16 protein-coding genes and 2 pseudogenes are annotated in these 25,053 nt (G+C 67.8%); 11 read left to right on the top strand and 7 right to left on the bottom strand.

The window, feature by feature from the left end:
* Positions 1–559 precede the first annotated feature (559 nt).
* Together ABD858_RS21815 and ABD858_RS21810 are read left to right on the top strand one after the other, a co-directional pair.
* A pseudogene (locus ABD858_RS21815) lies at positions 560–708 on the top strand (helix-turn-helix domain-containing protein).
* Complete coding sequence (locus ABD858_RS21810; protein ID WP_345040192.1) at positions 708–2,030, top strand: tyrosine-type recombinase/integrase; 1,323 nt, start codon at positions 708–710, stop codon at positions 2,028–2,030. The pseudogene ABD858_RS21815 and the gene ABD858_RS21810 overlap by 1 nt, the downstream one beginning before the upstream one ends.
* A 195-nt stretch (positions 2,031–2,225) precedes the next feature.
* On the opposite strand, the gene ABD858_RS21805 is transcribed toward ABD858_RS21810, so the two are convergent.
* Positions 2,226–2,837 (bottom strand): hypothetical protein, encoded by a 612-nt coding sequence (locus ABD858_RS21805; RefSeq protein WP_345040190.1) that lies wholly within the window; start codon positions 2,835–2,837, stop codon positions 2,226–2,228.
* Positions 2,838–3,642: 805 nt separating this feature from the next.
* On the opposite strand from ABD858_RS21805, the gene ABD858_RS21800 reads away from it, so the two are divergent.
* Both ABD858_RS21800 and ABD858_RS37155 read left to right on the top strand, forming a co-directional pair.
* The gene (locus ABD858_RS21800; protein WP_345040187.1) at positions 3,643–4,047 is read left to right on the top strand and encodes a nucleotidyltransferase domain-containing protein; all 405 of its coding nucleotides are present in this window, start codon (positions 3,643–3,645) and stop codon (positions 4,045–4,047) included.
* Between the two features lie 87 nt (positions 4,048–4,134).
* Positions 4,135–4,242 (top strand): annotated as a pseudogene (locus ABD858_RS37155) (tyrosine-type recombinase/integrase); the annotation flags it as partial.
* Positions 4,243–4,338: 96 nt separating this feature from the next.
* Here the strand turns inward: ABD858_RS37155 and ABD858_RS21795 are convergent.
* Both ABD858_RS21795 and ABD858_RS21790 read right to left on the bottom strand, forming a co-directional pair.
* Positions 4,339–4,824 carry a hypothetical protein gene (locus ABD858_RS21795; RefSeq protein WP_345040185.1) on the bottom strand — a complete coding sequence of 162 codons (486 nt, stop codon included), beginning with the start codon at positions 4,822–4,824 and terminating at the stop codon, positions 4,339–4,341.
* Between the two features lie 8 nt (positions 4,825–4,832).
* Positions 4,833–11,687 carry a polymorphic toxin-type HINT domain-containing protein gene (locus tag ABD858_RS21790; protein WP_345040182.1) on the bottom strand — a complete coding sequence of 2,285 codons (6,855 nt, stop codon included), beginning with the start codon at positions 11,685–11,687 and terminating at the stop codon, positions 4,833–4,835.
* Positions 11,688–11,952: 265 nt separating this feature from the next.
* Here ABD858_RS21790 and ABD858_RS21785 point away from each other — a divergent pair, with 265 nt between their 5' ends.
* Positions 11,953–15,027 carry a VCBS repeat-containing protein gene (locus tag ABD858_RS21785; protein WP_345040180.1) on the top strand — a complete coding sequence of 1,025 codons (3,075 nt, stop codon included), beginning with the start codon at positions 11,953–11,955 and terminating at the stop codon, positions 15,025–15,027.
* A 197-nt stretch (positions 15,028–15,224) separates the two neighbouring features.
* Complete coding sequence (locus ABD858_RS21780) at positions 15,225–15,407, top strand: DUF6104 family protein (protein ID WP_215025437.1); 183 nt, start codon at positions 15,225–15,227, stop codon at positions 15,405–15,407.
* A gap of 37 nt (positions 15,408–15,444) precedes the next feature.
* Here the strand turns inward: ABD858_RS21780 and ABD858_RS21775 are convergent, their stop codons facing one another.
* On the bottom strand, positions 15,445–16,182 hold the full coding sequence (locus ABD858_RS21775; protein WP_345040175.1) for a hypothetical protein: 738 nt from the start codon (positions 16,180–16,182) through the stop codon (positions 15,445–15,447).
* 123 nt (positions 16,183–16,305) lie between these two features.
* Here ABD858_RS21775 and ABD858_RS21770 point away from each other — a divergent pair, with 123 nt between their 5' ends.
* Both ABD858_RS21770 and ABD858_RS21765 read left to right on the top strand, forming a co-directional pair.
* Positions 16,306–17,160, top strand: a complete 855-nt coding sequence (locus tag ABD858_RS21770; RefSeq protein WP_345040173.1) for a DUF4097 family beta strand repeat-containing protein — start codon at positions 16,306–16,308, stop codon at positions 17,158–17,160.
* Position 17,161: 1 nt separating this feature from the next.
* A complete protein-coding gene (locus tag ABD858_RS21765) occupies positions 17,162–18,079 on the top strand; it encodes a PadR family transcriptional regulator (RefSeq protein ID WP_345040171.1) in 918 nt (305 codons plus the stop codon).
* 79 nt (positions 18,080–18,158) lie between these two features.
* On the opposite strand, the gene ABD858_RS21760 is transcribed toward ABD858_RS21765, so the two are convergent.
* Positions 18,159–19,124, bottom strand: a complete 966-nt coding sequence (locus ABD858_RS21760) for a zinc-binding dehydrogenase (RefSeq protein WP_345040170.1) — start codon at positions 19,122–19,124, stop codon at positions 18,159–18,161.
* A 515-nt stretch (positions 19,125–19,639) separates the two neighbouring features.
* The gene (locus ABD858_RS21755) at positions 19,640–20,854 is read right to left on the bottom strand and encodes an NAD(P)-dependent malic enzyme (protein WP_345040168.1); all 1,215 of its coding nucleotides are present in this window, start codon (positions 20,852–20,854) and stop codon (positions 19,640–19,642) included.
* 520 nt (positions 20,855–21,374) lie between these two features.
* Here ABD858_RS21755 and ABD858_RS21750 point away from each other — a divergent pair.
* From ABD858_RS21750 to ABD858_RS21740, 3 genes are read left to right on the top strand one after another with little or no spacing between them, the layout of a single operon-like run.
* Positions 21,375–22,346: an ABC transporter substrate-binding protein gene (locus tag ABD858_RS21750; RefSeq protein WP_345040165.1), complete on the top strand. Its 972-nt coding sequence runs from the start codon at positions 21,375–21,377 to the stop codon at positions 22,344–22,346.
* A 27-nt stretch (positions 22,347–22,373) separates the two neighbouring features.
* Positions 22,374–23,297, top strand: coding sequence for an amino acid ABC transporter permease (locus ABD858_RS21745; protein WP_345040163.1), 924 nt, complete (start codon positions 22,374–22,376; stop codon positions 23,295–23,297).
* The gene (locus tag ABD858_RS21740; RefSeq protein ID WP_345040161.1) at positions 23,294–24,055 is read left to right on the top strand and encodes an amino acid ABC transporter ATP-binding protein; all 762 of its coding nucleotides are present in this window, start codon (positions 23,294–23,296) and stop codon (positions 24,053–24,055) included. Before ABD858_RS21745 ends, ABD858_RS21740 begins: the two co-directional genes overlap by 4 nt.
* Before the next feature lie 217 nt (positions 24,056–24,272).
* Here the strand turns inward: ABD858_RS21740 and ABD858_RS21735 are convergent, their stop codons facing one another.
* Positions 24,273–25,034, bottom strand: a complete 762-nt coding sequence (locus ABD858_RS21735) for a class I SAM-dependent methyltransferase (protein WP_345040158.1) — start codon at positions 25,032–25,034, stop codon at positions 24,273–24,275.
* Positions 25,035–25,053: the final 19 nt, after the last annotated feature.

The following is a 25,053-nucleotide window of genomic DNA, read 5'->3' as shown; positions in this document are numbered from 1 at the left end:
GCCTGCGATCCGGCCGTAGGACGGTCGTAGGCGACAACTTGCTCCGTCAGGAGTCCACCTCCGCCTGCACCAATGGACCCACATGCTCGGCTTCCGAGCCCCGCACCCGCCACTACTCCACCACCCTCGCCCACCTCCGAGCCGAACGCACCGCCTGGCGAACCGGTCGACCCGACACCCAGACCCCAGCCCCGGCTCAGACGCAGGCCGGTCAAACGGACGGCAGTCCGGTCGGTGACCGCGCTGGACACTCCACCGACCTGGCCCCCGGTCACCGCAACATCGCAGGTCAGCGCGTGGACTCGGACAAAACGCTGGTCATCTCCCACTGGCAGTACGCCGGAGCCGGCCTTCTGCCCGAACTCGAACACCTCGCCGACCTCCTGGCCGCGACGCGACAGACCCGACCCGAACAACCGACCCGAACCCGGTGCTCGGAACACTCTGGTGACCACGCCGGTCACCCGGTCGGTCACTCCACTGATCGGCTGACCAGTGCTGTCCGGGCGGGGGCCGTCGCGTGACCGCCGGTACCGAACTCCTCACCGTCACCCAGGTCATGGAACGCCTCCAACTCGGCCGCACCGCCATCTATGACCTCATTCGCACCCGGCAACTCGCCTCCATCGCCCTCGGCCGCGCCCGCCGCATCCCCACCCACGCGCTCACCGACTTCATCCGCACTGCCTGGAACAGGAAGCCGCCTGATGACCACCTCCCGCCCCGCTCCGCCCCGCCGCTCCCGCGCCCGTGCCAACGGGGACGGGAGCGTCTACCAGCGCAAGGACGGACGCTGGGAAGCCGCCGGATACGTGCTGGCCCTCGGCAACACCCGCAAGCGCGTCCGCGTCTACGGCACCACCCGTAAAGAAGCGCTGACCAAGCTCACCGAAAAGATCGCCGCCAGCAACCGCGGCCTCCCTGTCGCAGCGGCCGACAGCACCGTGAGCGCCTACCTCACGTACTGGCTGGACGGCGTCGCCGTTCACCACCTTCGGGAGAACACCCTCACCCGCTACGAGACCTCCATCCGCCTCCACCTCAACCCCGGCCTCGGGGCAAAGAAGCTCGCCCGGCTCACCACCCGCGACGTCCGCACCTTCCTCGACGGACTCCGCACCACCTGCCAGTGCTGCGCCCAGGAACGGGACGCGGACCGGCGGCGCTGCTGTGCCATCGGCCTGTGCTGCGAAAAGCGCCTGTCTCCGCTGACCGTGACGTACGTCCATGCGGTCCTCAAGTCCGCCCTGGAACACGCTGTCCGCGAGGACGAACTGCCGCGCAACGTCGCCCGCAACGTCAAGACGACCACGCCCCGCCCCAGACGCTTCCAGCCCCTCACCGCCGCCGAAGCCCGGCGGTTCCTCCAGTCGGCCAGCGACGACCGTCTGCACTCCCTGTACGAACTCACCCTGCGCACCGGGCTCCGTAAGGGGGAACTCCTCGGGGTGCACTGGGAAGACCTCGAGCTCGACGGCGGCACCGCCAGCGTCCAGCGCACCCCCACCGGCGGCCTGACCATCCTTCACACCAAGACCCGCGCTTCCGAACGCCGCATCGCTCTCCCCACCGAATGCATCAACTCCCTCAAGACCCACCAGGAACGACAGCAGGAAGAACGCAGGGCAACCGGAACAGGCTGGACAGGCAGCGGCCCCGTTTTCACCACCCCCACCGATAGAGCTCTCGATCCCACGAACCTCACCCGCAGCTTCCGCCGGCTCCTCCACCGCTCGCAGCTCCGGACCATCCGCTTCCACGACCTACGGCATTCGACCGCGACTCTGCTCCTGGAACAGGGCGTCGAGCTCGTCGTGATCAAGGAACTCCTCGGCCACGCCCACATCGGGGTCACCGCCACCGTCTACACCCACGTCCGACTCCATCTCCGCCTCCGCCTCCGCCTCCGCCTCCGCCTCCAGCGAGACGCCATCGACACCCTCAGCACCGCCCTCGACGGCCCGGTGATCGCCAAGACGGCCAGTGCCGACGGCGGCGAACCGCCGTCCTGCGCAGCAGTCGTCCGCTGACGTTGCCGTCAACTACTGCCGTCACCCCACGCAGAAGCCCCGCCAGGTACCACCTGGCGGGGCTTCAAAATTGCACAAGCGCACTACTGTGCGGCGCTTAGCACCTGGGCCGGATCGTGGAACTCGACAAGGAGCCTTGGTCCCCGTGATGCCGACGAAGCATCCCGCCGAAACTCCGGGGGACCCTCCCTGACGTTACGGCCGTCTACCGCTCGGAGGTCCATAGTTGGCGGTCAGGGCTGCGGCGTACGTGTCCGGAACAGGCCGCCCGCCGAAAGCCATCGGAAGATACGACTCCAACGCGCCTGACACGTCCAGGAAGGGTCCAAACCGAGCGCACCATTCACTGCGCGCGGCCGCGTCGGGGAATCCCTGGAATACCGCCACCTCGGGATCCCTATCACCCCAGCACCCCCACTTTGCGGATGCTCCGGTCAGCGCGACGACATTCGCCGAGATCGCGATCGACCCCAGGGCGTCGCCGTCCGGCTCGAAGCCGATCGCAGCCCAGTAGTCGTCCTCACCGGCCTCGACGGACAGAGACACCGCCGGGTATCCCAGCCCCTCGGAGACATAGAAATCGTCACAGTCCGGCTCGAGAACTAGCAGTTCGATATGGTCGTCTCCGTGCCACCGGGCCATCATGCAGAGCGCTGGCCAGATTTCCGGAGCGAGAACCACGTCGAACTCACAGAACAACGAGTCTCCCGCGCGCTCCCTGAAAACCTGGTCAGGGAACCTGGCATCAAGATCGAAGGTCACCGCGCTACGGGAGCGGATGGCAAGATACCCGTCACGGTCCGGCATGAGCGAACCCTCGCCTAGCATCAGTCATCCCCCAGTCTGATCTTGATGTCGGCCTTTTTCGATCCCGGTCTGTAGTAGTCCGCTGTCCACCCTTCGACAGTCTTGGCCTTGCTTCGCAGGAAGTACCGTGCTCCACCCTTCTGATATTCAATGTTCGGCCCCCTTTCGAGGCGGGTCCATCCGTTAGCCTCAAGGTTCTCTCCGAATTCCGCGGGACCGACGTCCGTCCGCACATTCTTCATGCGGGCCTTGGGTTCTGTGATGTCCTCTTATTTCGATGCGGTCCTGCAGTTGCTGTTGTGAACGAGGACCGGCGTCGCCCACGCCAGCACACAGCACGTGTGCGTGTCGGTGACCGTGAGGTTGATAGACGGTGGTTCGCTCGGTCCATTCGTTGATACCGGCGATCCGTACCTCGGCGCCCGAACGGGACCGGAGCGCGATGTCGGACTTGAGCTCTCCGACCTTCACCCACTCCTTCAAATTCGGGCACCCAGAAGGGGTGTCCGTCGGCTGGTCATCCGGCTGGGGTGCGGTCGGAGCCTCGGGCTGGCGAGTGCGGAGCCCTCGGCCATCCAGGGTGATCGCTGTTCGGCTGATCCAGGGCGGTCTGGTGGGGGTACCGTCTGAGTGTTGCCGCAGAACGGAGTTCGCCGTGTCGCAAAGCACCGCACCTCCCGGGCCTGTGGAACCCGGCGCAGCCGCAGCAACACGCGAAGACCCCGCCCGACACTCGTCGGAACAAACCGGGGTGAACCCATCACCTCACACAGCAGCGATCACCGCTGAAGAATCGGGGCCAACCTTGATCTCACCGGAACGGGTTGCCGAAACAAAGGCGATCATCGGCCGTGTCACACACTGGGCTGCAGCCCGCCACGACGTCGTCGGTCTCCTCCTTGTCGGATCATGCGCTCGCAATGCCGCACGGCCCGACTCCGACATCGACCTCGTCCTTCTCACGACAGACGAGTCCCAGTACTCCGACAACACGTGGGCCGACAAGCTCGCCCTCGGCAAACTGATCAGAACCCAGTCGTGGGGACCAATCAGCGAACGACGCTTTGCCACAGCATCAGGCTTGGAAGTCGAGATCAACATCGGGTCTCCCGACTGGGCACAGACGGACCCGGTGGATCCTGGCACACGCCGAGTCGTCACCGACGGCGCCCGCCCCCTGCACGACCCGGACACTGTCCTTGCTCTCTGATCCGGGCCTGCCGATCGTGACGACCCCGGCGGCGAACAGCCGACTCAAGAGGCATTCGGACAGTTCCAATACCCGACGTCGCCATTACACGTCCGACTCCGCCTCCAACGCCAAGCCATCGACACATTAGGCCATGCCCTGGGCCAGAACGACGACAGCCCCGATACCCCACCCGCCACAGCCGTCGTCCGCTGACGTTGCCGTCAGCGTTGCCGTCAAAGCACTCGGGAGTCCTCGCCTGTTGCACATTGGCGAGGACTCCCGATATTTACTGCTGCACGCCACAATCAGCTAGGGCAGCATTCCCCCGTAACTTTCATTGAAATCGTGAGCAACTTCCTGGATTTCCAGATCACTGCTCTCGAGGGCCCTCTGAATCACCACGCCCAGCGTTTCCCATGCCTCCACGTGGGCCAGCATGTCGGCGAGCCTGAGATAGTCCTCGGCATCACCATCAGGCAGATGCCCTACTACCATCTCGGCGAGTCGAGAGGGATCAATTTCCCTGCGCGCCGCTCGGATTGCTTCACCGGCTGGTTGCGCCCACCCAATCGACAGGGACAATCCGACCAGCAGTTCGAGCAGTTCCGGCACATCTTCAGGGAAGAGGCGCAAGAACGTCAGAGCGGTCGACCGATCCCACGCCGAGCTGCCTGACATCGCTTTCGTCAGCAACTCCACACGTGAGGGCAACTGGTTTACCTCGGCACGACACCGGGCTACCTCTTGCTCAGCCGCCACCAAGGCACGCCACTTATCCATCCCGCCGTCGCTCATTCCCGTTTTCATAGCTTCTTTCCGATATTCTCCCAATTCATGCCCTTGATTAGCCCCACGTATTCATCAAACGACATTCGCCGCGTGGGATAGATGGTGTGGTGACCAACCGCTCGTGGACCTCCCACCCCTCTGCCGTCGGCAATGATGCCCAACCCGTCCGAAAGGGGTCCCGTAGGAGTACGAACCTGCCCCTTCAATCCGACCCGACTGGCATTTGCCACCGTGTCAAATGTTGAGAGGCCTTGCACATCCAGAGACTTCAATTCCGCGGCGGTGGGTGCATTGACGAAGCCATCCGCATCCACATCGATGTCTTTCCCGGGACGGACCCTCGGCCCACCTACCGTATAGACGGGGCAGTTGGAATTGTGAACCAGTACCGGCGTGACCCCAGCCAGCACATAGTACGTGTGGGTGTCGGTGACCGTCAGGTTGTGGACGGTCGCCTCACGCGTCCACTCCTGAACGTCGGAGACACGCAACTCGGTTCCGTCACGCGCCCACAGCGACTCGCCCGGGTCGAGGTCCCCGGCGTCCACCCATTCGCGAAGGGCGGGCACCCAGAACGGGTGACCTTCGGTGGCGACGACCGACGACGAGGCGCCGTCCTTCGCGCCCCCGAGGACGGTGACCTTGACCAAGCGCTTCTTGCCCTGGCCGACGATCGTGGCGGAGACGGTCTCGACCCGCGTCCTGCCGGTCTTCGGGTCCGTGGCGACGACCTTGTCGCCGACCTTGACCTTCTCGATCGGCTTCTTCTTGCCATCGGCCATCAGCACCATGGTCCCGGGAACGAAACTGTTCCCGGTCTCCGTCGGGCACGAGCCGGACACCTGCTGCTGGATGGCGTCCGACGCCTGTTCCTGGGCCTCGGACCTGGCCTCCTCGGCTGCCTTGCGCGCCGGCTTCTTGGCCTGCGACGGCTTCGGCTTCGGCTTCGGCTGGCTCCTGGGCTTCGCCCTGGGCTTCGGCCTGGCTGCTGCCTTGCGTGCCGACGCTCGCCTGGCCGCCGCCTTCTTCGCCGCGGCACGCTGGGTACGCGCCCGGGCCTGGGCCGCTGCTCTGCGCTGGGCGGCGCGCTTGGCTGCCGCACGCTGAGCGGCGCGCTTGGCTGCCGCTCGCTGGGCCGCGGCGCGCTTACGGGCCTCCTCGCGCGCACGCTTGATCGCTGCACGGCGAGCACGCTCCGCGGCGCGCTTACGCGCGAGCGCCGCCGCCCGGCGGGCCGCCGCCTGGGCCGCCTTGCGGGCCGCGATCTGGGCCGCACGGCGGGCCGCCGCACGGATCGCCATCCGGATCGCGACACGGGCCGCGATACCGACCACGACCCCGAAGAACAGCCCCTCCGGGTCGGAGAACGTCGCCGGGGCGTTGTTGCTGTAGGCGTACGGGTTCATCGTGGCCGGCTGGCTGTAGTCGACCATGGGGTCGACCGAGATGAACCGTCCCGTCGCCGGGTCGTAGTCACGGGCACCGAGCCTGGTCAGACCGGTGTCCCTGTCCACAGTTCCGCCGACGAAGCCACGCTGTCCGGGCCAGGCCGGTGGCTGCGTGCCTCGCTCCTCGCCGAAGGGCATCGACTTGCGGCGGGTCACCGGCATGCCGGTCGACACCATGTCCACCAACGTGCTGGAGGTGCCATGGTGGTCGGAAAGGATCATCTGCCGCACACCGCCGGTGGCGCGCACGGTGACGGCACCATCGGGGTGAGCGTAGAACCGCTCGGCCTTCACCTGGGTCAGGTCGGCGCTGACGGTCAGTTCGGCCTCGCCGAGGTAGAGCGTCTTGCTGCCGTCCGCACCCGTGCGAATGAGCCGCTCACCGTCCGCCCCGTACAGGTAGGACGTGGTCCTGGTGCCGCCGCCTTCGACGGGCTCGGAGACCTTGCTCAGCTGGCCTTCGACGTCCCACTCCAGGGTCTGGGTGGTGCCGCCGTGCTCCCGCGTGGTGGTGTTGCCGGCCTTGTCATAGGCGAACGTGTTCAGCCGCTCGCCCTGCGGACTGGCCGACTTGACTTCCGCCAGCGCGTTCGGTCCGCCGATGCCCGCCTTGCCGTAGGTGTAGGTACGGGTGACGTCCTTGGCCGTGTCACCGGCCGGGTCGTGCTCGACGAGCTTGGTGCGGTTGCCCGCAGCGTCGAACTCGAAGGACTGCCAGTACGCATCCGGCCCGCCCACGGTCGCCGCGGAAGGCGCCGCCTCGCAGTCGTCCGTGGCCGTCCAGGCCGAGGTCGTCTGACGCAGCTGGTCGTAAACGAAGCACTGGGTGTCCGTCTTGCCCGCATCCGGTGCGGCGTCACCCGGAGTGTCCTTGATCTTGGTGACGTTGCCCACGGTGTCGTAGGTGTACTGGGTGTCGCTGATCCGCCCCGGGGCCACCGAACGGTCCCAGATCACCTGCGACATGCGGCGGGTGAACTCGTCGAAGTAGTACGAGCCGTAGACCTTCTTGCCCAGCGGACCGGACTCGGTGCGCAGAATGTCACCGAAGGCCGAGTAGTCGACATTGCTGAGGTACGTCGACGCACCCGTGATCGAAATCGGCAGGTCATCCGAGTTGTACCGGAAGACCACCCGCTCCGTGGTCAAGCCGCCCATACCGGGCACCTGGACCCAGGCGAGATTGCCGGTCGGCGTGTACGAGTAGTCGTACGCGTACGTACCCCCCAGACCCGTCTCCTCGGCAGGAATGACCGTCTTCGTCTTCTTGACCCTGTAGGCGGTGTCGTACGCGGTGATTTCGTTCCGGTACTCACGGCCGTTGGCATAGCGGATCGACGCCACCGGCAGGCCCTTGCCGAGGGTGTCGTAGGTCCACTCGACCCGCTTCGGGCCGGTGTCACCGCCCTCGCGCAACGAGGTGGGACGTCCACCCGCGTCATAGGTGGTGACCAACGTGTTGCCGCGTGAATCGGTCGTCGACACCACGTTGTCGGTGTTGTCGTACGTGTAGGTGATCCGTCCGCCGTCGGGGTCGACGGCGGCGGTCTGCCTTCCTCGACCGTCGTATTCGAACTCGGTGACCGCACCGCCGGGGGCGGTGATCTTCACCAGCTGGTCGTACACGTCGTACTCGTACGTCGTGTCACGCCACGTGGTGCGTGCGTCGTTGGTGTACTCACGCAGACGCGTGGTGCGGCCCTCGGCGTCCTCGAAGGCCGCCGTGACCGTGTCGCCCTTCGGCGGCACGGTGGTCGAGACGTCGCCGTCCCGCTCCGTCATGGTGCGGAACTTCTCCACGCCCTTGTGGTAGCTGACCTCGACGACTTCCTCACCGAGACCGTTGAAGGTCGTGCGGTTCTGCGAGGAGACCTCGTTGTCGCCGACCTGAAGCAGCGCGGGTGCCGGCTCCTGGTCGTTGAAGTAGCCGTCGTTCGACTTCCACTCACGACCGACACTGTCGTAGAAGGTGTCGTTGACGATACGTCCGGCGCCTGCCACGGCCTCGTCCTGGGTCTGCCGCTCGCGCAGCAGGCCGTCGAGGATCTCGTAGGAGATCGCGTACTGGCCGTTGTCCTTCAGCGTCCGGGTGGTGACGATCGTGGGACCGTCACGCCGCACGGTGTAGTCGTACATCGCGTTCGGCGTCTGGGTCGCCGGATCACGGTCGATCTCCCAGACCTTCAGCAGCCGGCCCAGCGGGTCGTACTGCATGGTCGCACGCTTGCCGTTGGGGTCGATCTCGGCCAGCGGCAGACCCCGGACGTCGTCGAACTCGGTGGTCTCGGTGAACCCGAGGGGGTCCGTCGAGGTTATCGAGGTCGGACGGGCCATCGTCGCCGGCGTGTACGTGACCGAGGTCTTGTGGTTCTCGCCGTCGTAGGTCGCGGTCTCGCGGCCGTGGACGTCGTACTCGGTCCTGTCGATGGTGATGTAGCCGTTGCCGTCGGCGTTGAGTTCCTGCACCTCGGTCGGCAGACCCTTGGTGGGCGCGACGCCGAACTCGAGTCCGTCGAAGAGGGTGCGGGTGTCCTCGACGACCTCACCGCCGGTGGTGCCGCAGGCGCCCAGCTTGGTCAGCTTGCGGGACTCCGACTCCAGCAGATACGCCTTGGTGTTGCGGACGTAGCTGGTGGTGGTGCACATCCGCTTGCCACCGGGCGTCGTCTCGTCCACCTCGTAGGGCAGGCCGTAGCTGTCGTACTTGGTCGTCTCCGTCGAGGTCCGCCAGATCTCGTCCTTGACCCGCTCACGCGTCCTGACCGTCTCCGGAAGCGTCATCCACGCCTCGAGAGCCGTGGTGCCCGTGCGAGCACGCGAGGCCGTCTTCACCGACCACGGGGTGGTCAGCGTCGCCGAGTCGATGGCGCCGCCGTCCGACTCGTAGACGATCTGCTCACGCAACTGCCCCTGATACTGCGGCAGGTCGGTGTAGGTACCGCCCTCGGAGTCCTCGACGACCGAGGTGCGCGTGCCGGACGGCAGCTTGTCGCCGTGCATGCCGCGGAAGTACCGGTGCTCGGTCAGCTGCTTGACATCCGTGCCCTCACCCAGACGGGTGCGGACCTGCTCGTAGCCGCGGTACTGCGACCAGGTGCGGTGCTTGTTCTCGGTGAACTCGCTGTCGTCGTAGGCCCAGGCGGCTCCGCCCAGGTACTCGTACGACGTCACCTTGTCCGAAGCGTCCGTCACCAGGTCGTCCTCGCGGACCTGGGTGACCACGTACTTGTGGAACCAGTCCTTGACCGGGTTCAGCGCACCCTTCGGCGTCCAGTACTGCGGGAAGCAGCGCAGCGTGTTCGTCTCGGGCGAGGCCGGCATCTTGACCGGAGCCAGGGCCGAGCATTCGCGCGGCGAGTACGTCACCCCGATGCGGCCACCGGTCTCGGTGTCGATGGCGTGAATGCGGTAACGGGAGAAGGGCGGCAGGCCCTCCACGCCGTCGACGCGGTTGGCCATCTGCAGACCGGCGAAGCTGACCTTCGGCATGCTCGCCGAAGATCCGGCGCCGTAACCGGTGCGGGTGATCGACTCGAGCCAGAGGGCAGGCGACGTACCGTCACCGGTGGCCGGGTAGGACTGCTCCAGCGCCCAGGAGTCGACATTCTTCAGCGCGGTCCCGGACAGCACCTGCGTGGTGATCTTCACCAGCCGCTTCGTCGTCCAGAACGTCGGCGAGAACTTGTCCGTGCAGTTCACACTCGCCGTGCACTCCTGGTCCAGCGGCGTGTCCGGCCAGTACTTCGCGTTCGCCGCCGTCCGCTTGGACTCCGCACAGTCGAACGCCGCATCCGGAATACACCGCTCCGCGACCGTGAACGCCACACGCCCCGCAGGCTGCGCGGTGAACAGGGTGGTGGAACGCTGACCGTAGTCGATACGGTCCAGATAGGCGGCCCGGGTGTAGAGAGCCTTCTGGTCGGCCTTCATGTTCTGGCCGTAGTAGTTGGTCTCCTTCTTCCACCACAGCGTCATCGCGTCACCCAGCGGGTCCACGACATAGTCGAGGTTCCACCGGTATGCCTGGTAGCAGTCCGAGTCGACGAACGCCGTGGCGTGGCACGGCTCACCCGGGTGGTTGCCGAACACCGGAACCGTCAGCGCCGAGTTCGTCACCGTACCCGCCGGTGCATTCGGCAGCGTGTTCAGACCGAAGTGGTACTGCACACCGTCGGTGCCCGTGACGACCCAGTACTCGCCGTCCTTCGTGCCGTTGACCGCACCCGTCCTGCGCTCGATACGCGTACCGTCATCGTCCGCCGGACGCCACTCGCCGGTCTTGTCGTCCTTGACCAGCTCGGTGCTGTTGCCCCCCAGCGACATCACCACCTGGTCCGAACCCCAGCACAGGTCACCGGAGTCACCCGTGTTGTTCGCACCATTGCCCTTGTCGTCCGAGCACGAACGGTACTTGCGCTCGATGAAACCGGGCTCGTAATCCCAGCCCTCGGCAATCCACGACGACTGAGCATTCGTCGAGGCGGTACGACCGTCCACGGCCTGCGACGAGTACGACAGCTCGATCTCCGGCTGCGGCCCGCCAGGAACCTCGGCCGCCTCGACCGGGTACGTCCAGGAGAACCCACCCGAAGAGCTGCCCGCCATCCACGAACCCGACGGCGACAGCGAGGTGGCCTCATGGCTGCCACCCGGACCCGAAGCAGCCGCGGTGGCCGCAAGCACCATCGGAGCAGAAGCCGAAACGGCAGGCGTGGCCATACCGGACGGATCCCGATCAAGGTCCACCGTGGCGGAGACGGTCGAGCCCGCCGCGTCGTTCCGGCTCTGCAGATCGGTCCGCTCGCGGCAGGCGGGCTTCTCCGGCGTGGTCAGCGCACACGCGGGAAGCTGCACCAGACGAAGCCGCGAACCCCAGTCACCACCGTAGATGTCCTTGAAGCCCGAGTAGTCGAGCTCCAGCTCGACGGAGCCGGACACCGGCGAGGCCGTGGGAGCCTCGACGGGCGCCGCAGTGAACAGCACACCCGTCACACCCGCCTTGCGGGCAGCAGCGGGGTCCTTCATCACCACACGCGCAGCGGTCCCGACCGGAGCCGTCCTGCCCTTCGCCGCCTTGGCGTCGGCCTTGCCGGCCGCCACCTGACGCAGCTTCACCGGAGACGGAGCCAGCGGGGCAGGGTCCTGGCCCAGCCCGCTCCCCGACCCGGCGATCAGCGGACTCGTCTGTGTCTTGCGGGAGTTCTCGTCCCGAGCACCCGTGACCTGGACCACGAAGTCGCCGGCCGGAACCTTGGCCTGGGACGGCCGCCAGTCCTTCGCCGCCTCATCCTTGACCGCGCGACGCTCGGCCTTGAAGGAACGGCCGGAGACCGAGCGTTCCTGATGCAGCTCCTCCAGCCGCATCTTGCCCGTGCCGGCCGCAGCCGGATCATCGGGCACAAAATTGATCAGCAGCGCCATGAACACCACAAACGACACAGATCTGTGCCAGTGTCCCAAATGGCGCAACTGACGCATCAGTTGTTGCACCTGTTCTTCCTGATCTGGAGTAGGAAAAGTTGATCATCGGGACACTAAATGACCGTCAACCTCTTGAACAAGTCAGCAAACAGTCAGTCACAAGGCATGGGATGGCTATGACTTGGCAAATTCTGACCAGTCATATACGTGTACTGTTCGCCCGAACACGTCATCGAACAGAAGGGATCGGGGGAAACCCCGGCACATGTCGCACAGATCCAGAGGAAGACGAAAGGCGGGGAGTCGCTCCACGCGCACCGCACTCGCAGCGCTTCTCGTCGGCGGAACGCTCGGGCTGACGCCGCTCGGCACGGCGTACGCCAAGGACAACACCCCTGCAGCTCCGGCCGGTTCGGAGGAACACGCGCTGGAGACGGCACAGCGCACCGGCGAACCCGTCGAAGTCACGTCCGCCCGCAGCGAGACGAGCGAGCTGTACGCCCAGCCCAACGGGACGCTGAAGCTGACTCAGCACACGCTTCCGGTCCGGGTGAAGCGCGAGGGCAAGTGGACGCCCGTCGACACCACCCTCGCCCCGGCCGGCGACCGTATCGCCCCCAAGGCCGCCGCCGGGAACGTGACGTTCTCCGCCGGCGGCGAGGCGCCGCTCGTGGTCCTCAAGGACCAGGGCAGGGAGCTCTCGCTGAGCTGGCCGGAGCCGCTGCCCGAGCCGGTGCTCGACGGTTCCAAGGCCACATACCCGGAGGTCTTCCCGGGAGTCGACCTGTCCGTCGCCGCGAGCGTGGACGGGTTCAGCCAGGTCCTGACGGTCAAGACGCCGCAGGCCGCGGAGAACCCGGAGCTCGCGGCCATCGACTTCGGGCTGCGGGCCGACGGTCTGGAGCTGAAGAAGGACCCGGAGAGCGGCTCGCTCACGGCGGTCAACCCGGCGGGCCAGACCGTGTTCGCGACCTCGACGGCCCGGATGTGGGACTCCTCCACCATCCCCATGCCCCCGAGCGGTGTGCCCGCGAGCCGTAGCTCTGCCGCGCCCGCCGACGGCTCATCCGCCGATCTCGGTGCCGGTGCCAAGGTCAGTGAAGTGGACGTGGCGGTGACCGACACGAAGCTGCAGCTCGTGCCGGACCAGGCACTGCTCGACTCGCCGTCGACGACCTACCCGGTGTACATCGACCCGTACTTCACCGGACAGCGTCAGGCATGGACCATCGCCTACAAGCCGTACCCGACCCAGAGTTACTGGAACGGGACGAACTGGGGCGGCGGCACCACGAGCGAGGCCCGCGTGGGCTACGAGTCGTCCACCGGCGGCACGGCCCGCTCGTTCTTCCGTATCGACTCGACGGCCCTGGCCGGTGTCAAGGTCATCGACGCCCAGTTCCAGATCACCGAGACGCACTCCTGGTCCTGCACCGCGAAGCCCGTCGAGCTCTATCTGACGGGCTCCATCAGCTCCTCGACCACATGGAACAACCAGCCGGCCTGGTCCACGCGGCAGGACAGCAGGAACTACGCCCACGGCAACGAGTCGTACGGCTGCCCGGACAAGGCAGTGGACTTCACCGCCACGGATGCGGCCGTCAAGGCCGCCGCGAACAAGTGGTCCAACATCACCTTCGGTCTGCGTGCCCCGCAGACGGCCGAGGACAACAAGGACACGTACAGCTGGAAGAAGTTCAAGCCGGACGCCAAGCTGATCGTCGAGTTCGAGCGGAAGCCCAACCCCCCGTGGTCGCTGGACACCATCCCCAGCACCAAGACCGCCAGTAACGACTGTGGCAACGGCAGCACGTATGTGACCGTCGGCAACACCGATGTGACCCTCAAGGCCCAGGTCTGGGACCCGGACGGCGGCGACGTCAACGTCCAGTTCCACCTGTGGGCCACCGGCAAGCACGATGTGTCGCCCGGCATCATCTTCGACGTGAAGAAGAAGGTCCGCGTTCTGGCGTCGGACCCCAAGGGTGCGACGGCCAGCGTGGTGGTCCCGAAGACACTGCTGGACCAGCACAAGGGCGCCAGCGGTGGCCAGTTCTCCTGGAAGGCCCAGGCCGAGGACCCGCTGGACGCCTCCTTCGCCTCGGACTGGACCCCGACGACGGGCGCTTCGGGCTGCCGCTTCGGCTTCGACCCCGCCGGACCGACCGTCATGCCCACGGTGTCCTCGACCGATTACCCGGAGAACACCGAGGGCGCCCTGGCGCGTACCCCGGGCAACTTCACGCTGGGCTCGGGCGGTGTCGCCGACGTCACCAAGTACAAGTACTCGCTGGACCGCACGCCGCCGATCACCGAGGCGAAGCCGACCTCCGCGGGAGGCGGTGTCACCGTCTCGGTGACACCGCTGACGCCCGGTCCGCACACGCTGTACGTGCAGAGCTTCGACGCCGCAGGCAACCCGGGCCTGATCTATCCGTACCGGTTCTACGTCAAGAGCCTGGGCATCGCGGACAAGCCCGGTGACGTCAACGGCGACGGCATGCCCGACTTCTTCGCCGTCACCGGAGGCAACAACCTGCTGCTGTACGGCGGTACGGGCAACGGCGCCGTCGCCACGAACGTCGTCCTCAGCTCCAACGGCAGCTGGGACGGCGCGCTGCTGACCCACCGTGGCGACTGGACCGAGGACGGCTACGAGGACCTGGTCGTCCGCAAGTCCGACGGGAAGCTCTACTACTACCCGAACGACGGCATCGGCCAGTTCACGGAGGACACCAAGCAGGAGGTGATCATCTTCCCGGACGCCGAGGACAACCTCCTCGACCCGGCGACGATCAAGCAGATCATCTCCGTCGGCGACCTGACGCCGGACACCGAGGGCTACACACCCGACTTCGTCGCGGTCGTCGGCGACCAGCTGTGGTTCCTGCCCGGTTACACCGGTGGCACCGTCGAGACCGGCTACCCGATCGGCAACGGCGGCTGGGGCGTGATGACCCTGGCGTCCCCGGGTGACGTGGACGGTGACGGTTTCACCGACATCATCGCGCGCAACACCTCCACCGGTGACCTGTGGATCTACCACGGCCGGAGCCGTGGTGACGCGGACGGCGACGGCGTCCCGGACGGCGGCACCGACCCCGCCGCCTTCGGCGATCCGGCGAACCGCACCGCGTACGCCACCGGCTGGACCACCACGGCACGTCCCCTGATCACCGCCTCCGGTGACTCCAACGCGGACGGTGTGCCGGACCTGTGGAGCACCACGGCCAACACCACGGCCGGCCTGGAGTTCGTCCCGGGCCGCGCGACCGGTCTCGTCGGCACGCCCAGCGTGGTCGGCACCGGCGGCTGGCAGGCGATGAAGGCGATCTCCTGATTCATGCCGAACCGGAGGCCCGGCACCCGCCGTGTGGAGGTGCCGGGCCTCCGGCCTGCCCCGACCTGTGTGTCACGGCGCGGCCCCGCGATGCGGATCAGGACCGTCCCTCGACCGGCGCCGCGGTACGTACGATGTGTGGGGACCGGCCACCACGGCTCGGTCCCCCACACCGTTGCACCAGGAGCACCGACAAGATGTACTTCACGGATCGTGGCATCGAGGAGCTGGAGAAGCGCCGCGGCGAGGAGGAGGTCACCTTCGAGTGGCTCGCCGAGCAGCTGCGTACGTTCGTCGATCTGAACCCGGACTTCGAGGTGCCGGTCGAGCGACTCGCCACCTGGCTGGCACGGCTCGACGACGAGGACGACGACGTCTGATGGCACGGCGGCCGACTCCTGCGCCCCGCAGACGATGTCAGCGGGAAGCTGACAGCCGGCCGTAAGCCATGGCCAGCGCGCCGTGCGCGATCAGGAGCGCGCCCGCGCAGGTCCAGCCGGGGTTCCGGCGGACCAGGGCCCATGCCAGGAGCGGGATGCCCACCGCGACTTCCGCCGCGCTCAGGAGGCGGAGGTCCGGGGCGGGCACCGCATGCCGGGGTTCGAGCCGGCTCGCGCCAGGCTGGACGACCGCCTCCTGGTGCAGGTGGTCGGCGGGATCACCCGGGGTGAGGCCCGTCGGCAGGCTGAGGCCGCCGCGGGTCAGGACCGCGATCAGGCCGAGCAGCCGGGCGCGGGCGTCGGCCTGCACGTCGGGCCGGGCCAGGTCCTCCAGGGCGGCCATGTCGAGGACGGGATCCAGGCCGAGCCGGGCCGCGAAGGTGCGCATCGCCTCGTCCTCCCCCGCCGGGGTGCCGTCGGCGAGCCAGACGTAGCCGACGGGGCGGCGGAAGCCGGACGCCAGGATGTAGCCGGCCCGGTCGCGGTCCCACCACAGCGCGAGAACCGGCTGCTTCGCCGAGACGGCGAGGGCCGTCACCCAGCCGGTGAGCACCCGGTCGACCGGTTCCGAGCCGCTCTGCCAGGCCCTTCCCTCGGGAACCAGCACGCTCCAGTCGTCGCCCGCCGGGGCGAGGACCATGCGCTCGTGCAGCAGCTGAGCCGCGGGCCGGACCTCGGCCGGTTCGGCGCGGCAGAGCAACAGGGCTCCGGACACGATCCTTACGGTAGGGCAATTCGTCCGCTTTCACATACTGCCCTTGACTTGACGTGACCGAGATATATCGTGTCTATCGAAAGACGCGATATGTTGCGTCATGATTCGACAGGGGGCAGCACGATGACTGAATCGACGTGGTCCGTCGCGGAGCCGCAGAAACTCACCTTCGACGGCCCGGTGACGGCTCTCCATGTGCGCATCGTCAACGGAACGGTCAACGTCGTCGGCACCGACGAGGACTCGGCACGGCTGGAGGTCTCCGACCTCGACGGTCCGCCCCTGACCGTCACCCAGGAGAACGGCACCCTCACCGTCGCCTACGACGACCTGCCCTGGAAGGGCTTCCTCAAGTGGCTGGACCGCAAGGGCTGGCAGCGCGGCGCGGTGGTCTCCCTCGCCGTCCCGGCCGACGCCCGGGTCGAGGTCGGCGTGGTCGGCGCCGGAGCCGTGGTCTCCGGCATCCGGGGGCGTACGGACGTACGCGGCGTCAGCGGCGACACCACCCTCGTCCGGCTCTCCGGCCCCACCCGGGCCGACACCGTCTCCGGCAATCTCGAGGCCCAGGCCGTCACCGGTGAGCTGCACTTCACATCGGTCTCCGGCGACCTGACCGTCATCGACGGCGCGGGCGCCGCCGTACGGGCCGAATCGGTCAGCGGCGACATGGTCGTCGACATCGACCCGGCGGGCTCCCCCACCCACATCGGACTCACCACCGTCTCCGGCGAGATCGCCATCCGGCTGCCGCACCCGGCCGACGCCCGCGTCGAGGCCAACACCGCCGGCGGCGCCGTCTCCAATGCCTTCGACGACCTCAAGGTCAGCGGCCAGTGGGGCGCCAAGAAGATCACCGGCACGCTGGGGACCGGCACCGGCACCCTGAAGGCGACCACCGTCTCGGGCTCGATCGCACTGCTGCGCAGGCCGGCCGACACCTACGCCGACACCGTCGGCACGGAAGGAAAGGTGCTCTGACATGCCGCCCGTCTTCGCCCACGGACGCCTCCGCCTCTACCTGCTGAAGCTGCTCGACGAAGCACCCCGCCACGGCTACGAGGTGATCCGGCTGCTCGAGGAGCGCTTCCAGGGCCTGTACGCGCCGAGCGCCGGAACCGTCTACCCGCGCCTCGCCAAACTGGAGGCCGAGGGCCTGGTCACCCACGCCTCGGAGGGCGGCCGCAAGGTCTACTCCCTCACCGACGCGGGCCGCGCCGAACTCGCCGACCGCCAGGGCGAACTGGCCGAACTCGAGATCGAGATCCGTGAGTCGGTCTCCGAACTGGCCGCGGAGATCCGCGCCGACGTCAGCGGCTCGGCAAGCGATCTACGACGGGAGATCCGCCAGGCCGCGAAGGAGGCCCGCGCGTCCGCGGCGTCCGGAGTTCCCGGCGGAGACAAGGAGGCATGGCGGCTGGCCAAGCAGGAGTTCATGCGGGCGAAGCAGGAGTGGAGGGAGCAGGCCCTCCGTGCCAAGGACGAGTCGCGCCGGGCCCGCGACGACGCCGAGCAGGCCCGCGAGCAGATGCAGCGCATCGCCCGACAGGTCCAGGAACAGGTCCAGGACCATGTGACACGGGGCGACTGGCCCGCGGCCGTACGGGACGGCCTGGCCGAGATCACCAAGGAGTTCGGCCGGTTCGGCCGCCCCACGCCCCCGGAACACCCCGCCAGGACCCCGACCACGCCCGGCCCCGAACCGGAGTGGGCGCACACGGCCCCGACCGGCGATCCGGCCCGCGACCTCGACCGGCTGCTGGACCGCTTCCGCGACGACATCCGCGACGCCGCGCGCGACCACGGTGTGACGGAGTCCCAGCTCACCGAGGCCCGACGTCACCTTTCCGCTGCCGCGGCGCATATCGGCGAGATCCTGCGCACGAGTAAGGACTCTTGACGTACGCATGGGCAGGCACCCTCCGGCACGGCACGGGTCATGACGTGCCGGAGCTCCGAACAGGCCTACTGACAAGGCATCAAGGGTTCGTCAGTACAACCTTTCCGAAGAGACCGCCCGCCTCCATCTTCGCGAAGCCCTCGCGGGCCCGGTCCAGCGGCAGCACCTCGTCGATGACCGGGCGCACACCGGTCGCCGCGCAGAAGGACAGCAGGTCCTCCAGCTCGTCCTTCGAGCCCATGGTCGAGCCGACGACCTTCAGCTCCAGGAAGAAGATCCGCGTGAGCTCGGCGTGCGAGGGCCGGTCACCGCTGGTCGCACCCGAGATGACCAGCGTGCCGCCGGGGCGCAGCGACTTGACGGAGTGCGACCAGGTGGCCGCGCCGACCGTCTCGATGACCGCGTCCACCCGCTGCGGCAGCCGCGCACCGGGCTCGAAGGCGTCCACGGCGCCGAGCTCGACGGCCCGCTTGCGCTTGGACTCGTCACGGCTCGTGGCGTACACACGCAGCCCGGCCGCCTTGCCCAGCACGATCGCGGCAGTCGCGACACCGCCGCCCGCGCCCTGGACGAGGACCGAGTCACCGGGGCGCACACCCGCGTTGGTGAACAGCATCCGGTACGCGGTGAGCCAGGCGGTCGGCAGGCAGGCGGCCTCCTCGAAGCTCAGCTCCTTGGGCTTGGGGAGGATGTTCCATGTGGGAACGGCGACCTGCTCGGCGAAGGTGCCCTGGTAGCGCTCGGTCAGGATCGACCGCGGCTCGTTCGGCCCCACACCGTGGCCGGTCTGGCCGATCACGGAGTGGATGACGACCTCGTTGCCGTCCTGGTCGGTGCCGGCCGCGTCGCAGCCGAGGATCATGGGCAGCTTGTCCTCGCTCAGGCCCACCCCGCGGAGGGACCAGAGGTCATGGTGGTTGAGGGAGGCGGCCTTCACATCGATCAGGCTCCAGCCGGGACGCACCTCGGGAGCCGGACGCTCCCCCAGCTCAAGGCCGTTGAGCGGCTGGTCGCGGTCGATTCGGGCGGCGTAGGCAGCGAACATGACCATGAAGATAGGACGGACACGGGACGCGACGGAACCGTCCCCGGGTGTGACACGTCCCGCAATCCGCCGCGCGGTGCGGCGGGGGGGGCGACCCCGGTGTCGACGCCCATCGCGAGGCGGACCTGGGGGCAGCACCCCTGGGGGCCCCCTGGGGGCACCCCTGGGGGCAGCACTCCTGGGGGCACCCCTGGGGGCACCCCCAACGGTAGCTGGGGGAGGTAGCTGGGGGCGTGCCCGTCCTCGAACGCCGGACAGGCTGAAGGCCACCGCCCACCGCGGGGCGGGCCGGAGTGTCCGGACAGGCTCAAGGCCACCACCCACCGCGGCAGGGCGGCCGCGGTGCCGGCCCTCTCGGGGCGGGGACCCCGCTCTGCGGTCCCTCGCCGTCCCCCGGGGGGCTCGGGGTGTGTCCTCAGTCCCCGGCAAGGGCGGAACGGGGAGCACCCTCGCAACGCGAACGGGCCGGGCCGTCCCCCACGTGGGGGACGGCCCGGCCCGTACTGCGGAGAACGCTATGCCCGGGCGACGCCCTCCGCACGGGCCGCCGCGGCGACCGCCGCCGTCACCGCGGGGGCGACCCGCTCGTCGAACGGCGAGGGGATCACCTTGTCGGCGGCGAGCTCGTCGCCGACGACATCGGCCAGCGCGGTCGCCGCAGCGATCTTCATGCCCTCGGTGATCCGGGTGGCGCGCACCTGGAGTGCGCCCGCGAAGATGCCGGGGAATGCGAGGACGTTGTTGATCTGGTTCGGGAAGTCGCTACGACCCGTGGCCACGACCGCCGCGTACTTGTGCGCGATGTCGGGGTGGACCTCCGGGTTCGGGTTGGCCATGGCGAACACGAACGCGTTCGGGGCCATGGAGGCGACGGCCTCCTCGGCGACCGTACCGCCGGAGACGCCGATGAAGACGTCGGCGCCGGCCAGGGCGGACTCCAGGGTGCCGCTGATTCCCGCCTTGTTCGTGATCTCGGCCAGCTCGCGCTTGACGTCCGTGAGGTCGTCGCGGTCGCGGCTGACGATGCCCTTGCGGTCGGCGACCGCGACATCGCCGAGGCCGGCCTCCAGCAGGAACTTGGCGATGGCCACACCGGCGGCGCCCGCACCGGAGATGACGGCGCGCAGCTCGCCCAGGGTGCGCCCGGTCAGCTTCGCGGCGTTACGGAGCGCCGCGAGAGTGACGATGGCGGTGCCGTGCTGGTCGTCGTGGAAGACCGGGATGTCGAGGCGCTCCTGGAGCTTGCGCTCGATCTCGAAGCAGCGCGGGGCCGAGATGTCCTCGAGGTTCACTCCGCCGAACGAGGGAGCGAGGCGGACGACGGTCTCCACGATCTCGTCCGCGTCGGTCGTGGCGAGCGCGATCGGCACCGCGTCCACTCCGCCGAACTGCTTGAACAGAATCGCCTTGCCCTCCATCACGGGGAGGGAGGCTTCCGGGCCGATGTCGCCGAGCCCGAGAACGGCCGTGCCGTCGGTGACGACGGCGACGACGTTCGACTTCCACGTGTAGTCGTTGACGAGTTCGGGCCGCTCGGCGATCGCGCTGCACACCTTGGCGACGCCCGGCGTGTAGGCGAGGGACAGGTCGTCCTTGTTACGGACCGGGACGGTCGCCTGGACGGCCATCTTGCCGCCGCGGTGGAGCGCGAAAGCCGGATCGAAGGGCTCACCCGGAGCCTCTTCGCCCGTATTGCTGTCGCTGTGAGGATTGACGATCTCCGCTGCCACTTTGTTGACCCCTTAAGTCTTGAACAGTTGAGGGTAACCACTCCCGGTGAGGGGTGGGCGGGCCGCGTCCGCGCCCGCGATTGGAGGCACGTACGCGCGGGTGCGCCGCACGCGCACCCTGAGCCCCTGATGAGGGGTGTAAGGGTCTTTCTTACCTGACGGACGGTGTCATCAGCGAGTCCATCCAGCGGCCGTGACATGACTCATAGCCGAATGAACTGGACAACTGCGGTACGGGAAACGAAATCCGTCCACATGGCGAGACGTGCCGAAGATTTTGCGGCGGAGCGACCGCTACTCCGCAATAGATCCGGCCTCGATGTGGCCCTGATGTACCGGCATGTCGGGGTTCGAGGATCACCCGTTATCCGATTTTGACATGCGAGGCAGTCTGCTTGCCGGGGTCCGAATGGCAAGATGCCGGTACTCGCACACGGTCACGGCACCCGAAGGTGCGTACCGAATCCCCTCTGTCTCCCCCATCCGCTCTGTCTCCCCCATCCGCCGGAGGAACCACACCATGACCGCAAGCACCACCCGCCGCTCGACCGCCGCCAAGTCCCGACTTGCTGCGGTCGGCGCCCTCGCGGTCGCCGGCGCCGTACTGCTGACCGCCTGCGGCAACCAGACCGAGGAAGGCTCCAAGAAGACCGGCGGCGAGTCGGCAGCGGCCTCCAAGGCACCCCTCTTCGCCAAGCTGCCGAAGTCGATCCAGGACTCGGGCGTCATCAAGGTCGGCTCCGACATCGCCTACGCCCCCGTCGAGTTCAAGGACGGCTCCGGCAAGACCGTCGGCATCGACCCGGACATCGCGGACGCGCTCGGCAAGGAGCTGGGGGTGAAGTTCGAGTTCCAGAACGGCACCTTCGACACCCTGATCACCGGTCTGCGTTCCAAGCGGTACGACATGGCCATGTCCGCCATGACGGACACCAAGGACCGCCAGGAGGGTGTCGACTCCGCGACCGGCAAGAAGGTCGGCGAGGGCGTCGACTTCGTCGACTACTTCACCGCCGGTGTGTCGATCTACACCAGGAAGGGTGACGACAAGGGCATCACCACCTGGGCCGACCTGTGCGGCAAGAAGATCGTCGTCCAGCGCGGCACCGTCTCGCACGACCTCGCCAAGGCCGAGGACGCCAAGTGCCAGAAGGCCAAGAAGGGCAAGATCTCCATCGAGGCCTTCGACACCGACCAGCAGGCCCAGACCCGGCTGCGCTCCGGTGGCGCCGACGCCGGCTCCTCGGACTTCCCGGTCGCCGCGTACGCCGTGCAGACCTCCGGCGGCGGCAAGGACTTCCAGCTGGTCGGCGAGCAGGTCGACGCCGCTCCGTACGGCATCGCCGTCGCCAAGTCCAACACCCAGCTGCGCGACGCGCTGCAGGCCGCTCTCGACGCGATCGTCAAGAACGGCGAGTACAAGAAGATCCTCGACAAGTGGGGTGTCCCGGCCGGTGCCGTGACCGAGGCCAAGATCAACGGCGGCTCCTGATCCAGCCGGTCTCCGAAAGGCACCACTGTGACTGACATCAAGAAGACGGACAGGCCGTCACCTGCCGCGCCGGAGAGCATAAGGGCCATCCCGGTCCGGCACTACGGGCGCTATGTCGCGGCGCTCGTCGCCATCGCCCTGTTCGCCGCGATCGTCTCCGCCTTCGCGGGGGGCAAGATCAACTGGGGTGCGGTCCCCGATTACTTCTTCGACAAGCGCATCCTCGACGGTGTGGGCCAGACCCTCCTGCTCACCCTGCTGTCCATGGCCATCGGTGTGGCCGGCGGCGTCGTCCTCGCGGTGATGCGTCTGTCGAAGAACCCGGTGACCTCGTCGATCGCCTGGTTCTACATCTGGTTCTTCCGCGGTACCCCGGTCCTCGTCCAGTTGTTCGTCTGGTTCAACCTCGGCCTGGTCTTCGAGTACATCAACCTCGGTCCGATCTACAAGGACGAGTGGTCCGACTTCATGACGCCGTTCCTGACGGCGCTGCTCGGACTCGGCCTCAACGAGGCCGCCTACATGGCCGAGATCTGCCGGGCCGGCCTGCTGGCCGTCGACGAGGGTCAGACCGAGGCCGCCCACGCCCTCGGCATGAGCCACGGCAAGACCCTGCGCCGCATCGTGATCCCGCAGGCGATGCGCGTGATCGTGCCGCCCACGGGCAACGAGGTCATCAATATGCTGAAGACGACCTCCCTTGTCTCCGCGGTGCAGTACTACGAACTGCTCCGCTACGCCCAGGACATCGGCCAGACCTCGGGTTCCCCGGTGGAGATGCTGTTCCTCGCGGCCGCCTGGTACCTGATCCTGACCTCGGTCCTCAGCGTCGGCCAGTACTACCTGGAGCGTTACTACGCACGCGGCTCGACCCGCAGCCTGCCGCCCACACCCTGGCAGAAAGTCACGTCGACCCTCGGTACGTTCCGTCGCCCGGAGGTGGCCCGATGACCCCGATGGTGAAGGCCGAAGGCGTCCACAAGTCCTACGGCGCAGCCCACATCCTCAAGGGCATCGACCTCGAGGTGAACAACGGAGAGGTGTTCTGCCTGATCGGCCCGTCCGGTTCCGGCAAGTCCACCTTCCTCCGGTGCATCAACCACCTGGAGAAGATCAACGGCGGTCGGCTCTACGTCGACGGCGAGCTGGTCGGGTACCGCCAGAAGGGCGACAAGCTCTACGAGCTCAAGGACAGCGAGGTCGCCCTGAAGCGCCGGGACATCGGCATGGTCTTCCAGCGCTTCAACCTCTTCCCGCACATGACGGCCCTCGCGAACGTCATGGAAGCCCCGATGCAGGTGAAGGGCGAGACCAAGGCCGTTGCCCGAGAGCGGGCGCTGAAGCTGCTCGACCGGGTCGGCCTGGGCGACAAGGCCGGGAACTACCCGTCCCAGCTCTCCGGCGGCCAGCAGCAGCGCGTCGCGATCGCCCGTGCGCTCGCGATGCAGCCGAAGCTGATGCTGTTCGACGAGCCGACCTCGGCGCTCGACCCGGAGCTCGTCGGTGACGTCCTCGACGTCATGCGCGACCTCGCGGAGGACGGCATGACGATGGTCGTGGTCACCCACGAGATGGGCTTCGCCCGTGAGGTCGGCGACTCGCTGGTCTTCATGGACGGCGGCGTGGTGGTCGAGTCCGGCCACCCGCGTGACGTTCTGACGAACCCGCAGCACGACCGCACGAAGGCGTTCCTGTCGAAGGTCCTCTGAGGGCATGACGAAGGGGCGGTACGGGCCATCTCGGCCCGTACCGCCCCTTCGCGCACTCCGCGGCTTTTTCTGGGTCCGGGGCAGCAGCTCCGACCGCAGGGCCGGCTCGCGCAGCTGGTCCCGGCCGAGCGGCGGCTACGGTGGGCCGCCCCGGAGGTTGCAGCGCACGCAAAAGCGGCACGGAAGGCAAGTTCCGTGCCGCTTCGCGGAGGGCGGGTTACTTGACCGCCAGCACCAGCGCGTCCGAGGGCGAGCGCCACACCGTGCGCGCCTCGTCGAAGCCCGCCTCGCGAAGGGTCCGCGCGTGCCAGTCCGCGGACGGGGTCTCGCCGTCCGCGTGCTCACCGTAGATCTCGAAGCGCCTGGCCGTGGGCTCCGCCAGCACCGGGTCCTTCGCGGCCAGCTGCCACCACTCGGCCCAGTCGAGCGCGCCCGCGGCCTTGGCCCGGTCCCTGCCGGCGTGCCGGTGGGCACGCTCGGCCGCGTTGATCCGGGGGGTGCCCTCGTCCTTCATATGGTCGGCGTTCATGAAGACGCCGCCGTCCCGGACCAGGCCCGCCACCTGGCCGTAGAGGACCGCGAGCGGCTCATTACGCAGCCAGTGCAGCGCGGTGGCGGTGAGTACGGCGTCGTACGAGCCGTACGGCAGCTTCGAGGCCCACTCCGGGTCCTTCAGATCCGCCGTGACGAAGCTGACCCGGTCGTCACCTTCGAAGGTGCCCTCGGCGATGGCCAGCAGGGCCGGGTCCAGGTCGACTCCGGTGCTCGTCGCCTTCGGGAACCGGCGGAGCAGCCGGTCCGTGATACTTCCCGTACCGCACGCGAGGTCGAGGACCCTCGGCTCGGGGCCGACGAAGGACTCGACCATGTCGAGCATCACCCGGAACCGCTCCTCGCGGTCGGGCATGTACCACTCCTGCTGCCGGTCCCAGCTCTGCTGCCAGGCCTGCCAGTCGGTGCTTACCGTTGTCTCCGCCATCTCGCACCCCTCCGTAATA

It is taken from the genome of Streptomyces sannanensis, assembly GCF_039536205.1.
Taxonomy (GTDB): domain Bacteria; phylum Actinomycetota; class Actinomycetes; order Streptomycetales; family Streptomycetaceae; genus Streptomyces; species Streptomyces sannanensis.
Note: the sequence above shows the minus strand (reverse complement) of the source record. Positions and strands in the feature narration are given on the sequence as shown.

Bases quoted from the DNA above. Each gene is read 5' to 3' on its own strand.
- ABD858_RS21810 (WP_345040192.1), top strand. From the start codon at position 708: ATGACCACCTCCCGCCCCGCTCCGCCCCGCCGCTCCCGCGCCCGTGCC.
- ABD858_RS21805 (WP_345040190.1), bottom strand. From the start codon at position 2,837: ATGCCGGACCGTGACGGGTATCTTGCCATCCGCTCCCGTAGCGCGGTG.
- ABD858_RS21795 (WP_345040185.1), bottom strand. From the start codon at position 4,824: ATGAGCGACGGCGGGATGGATAAGTGGCGTGCCTTGGTGGCGGCTGAG.
- ABD858_RS21790 (WP_345040182.1), bottom strand. From the start codon at position 11,687: ATGGCGCTGCTGATCAATTTTGTGCCCGATGATCCGGCTGCGGCCGGC.
- ABD858_RS21785 (WP_345040180.1), top strand. From the start codon at position 11,953: ATGTCGCACAGATCCAGAGGAAGACGAAAGGCGGGGAGTCGCTCCACG.
- ABD858_RS21780 (WP_215025437.1), top strand. From the start codon at position 15,225: ATGTACTTCACGGATCGTGGCATCGAGGAGCTGGAGAAGCGCCGCGGC.
- ABD858_RS21770 (WP_345040173.1), top strand. From the start codon at position 16,306: ATGACTGAATCGACGTGGTCCGTCGCGGAGCCGCAGAAACTCACCTTC.
- ABD858_RS21765 (WP_345040171.1), top strand. From the start codon at position 17,162: ATGCCGCCCGTCTTCGCCCACGGACGCCTCCGCCTCTACCTGCTGAAG.
- ABD858_RS21760 (WP_345040170.1), bottom strand. From the start codon at position 19,124: ATGTTCGCTGCCTACGCCGCCCGAATCGACCGCGACCAGCCGCTCAAC.
- ABD858_RS21750 (WP_345040165.1), top strand. From the start codon at position 21,375: ATGACCGCAAGCACCACCCGCCGCTCGACCGCCGCCAAGTCCCGACTT.
- ABD858_RS21740 (WP_345040161.1), top strand. From the start codon at position 23,294: ATGACCCCGATGGTGAAGGCCGAAGGCGTCCACAAGTCCTACGGCGCA.
- ABD858_RS21735 (WP_345040158.1), bottom strand. From the start codon at position 25,034: ATGGCGGAGACAACGGTAAGCACCGACTGGCAGGCCTGGCAGCAGAGC.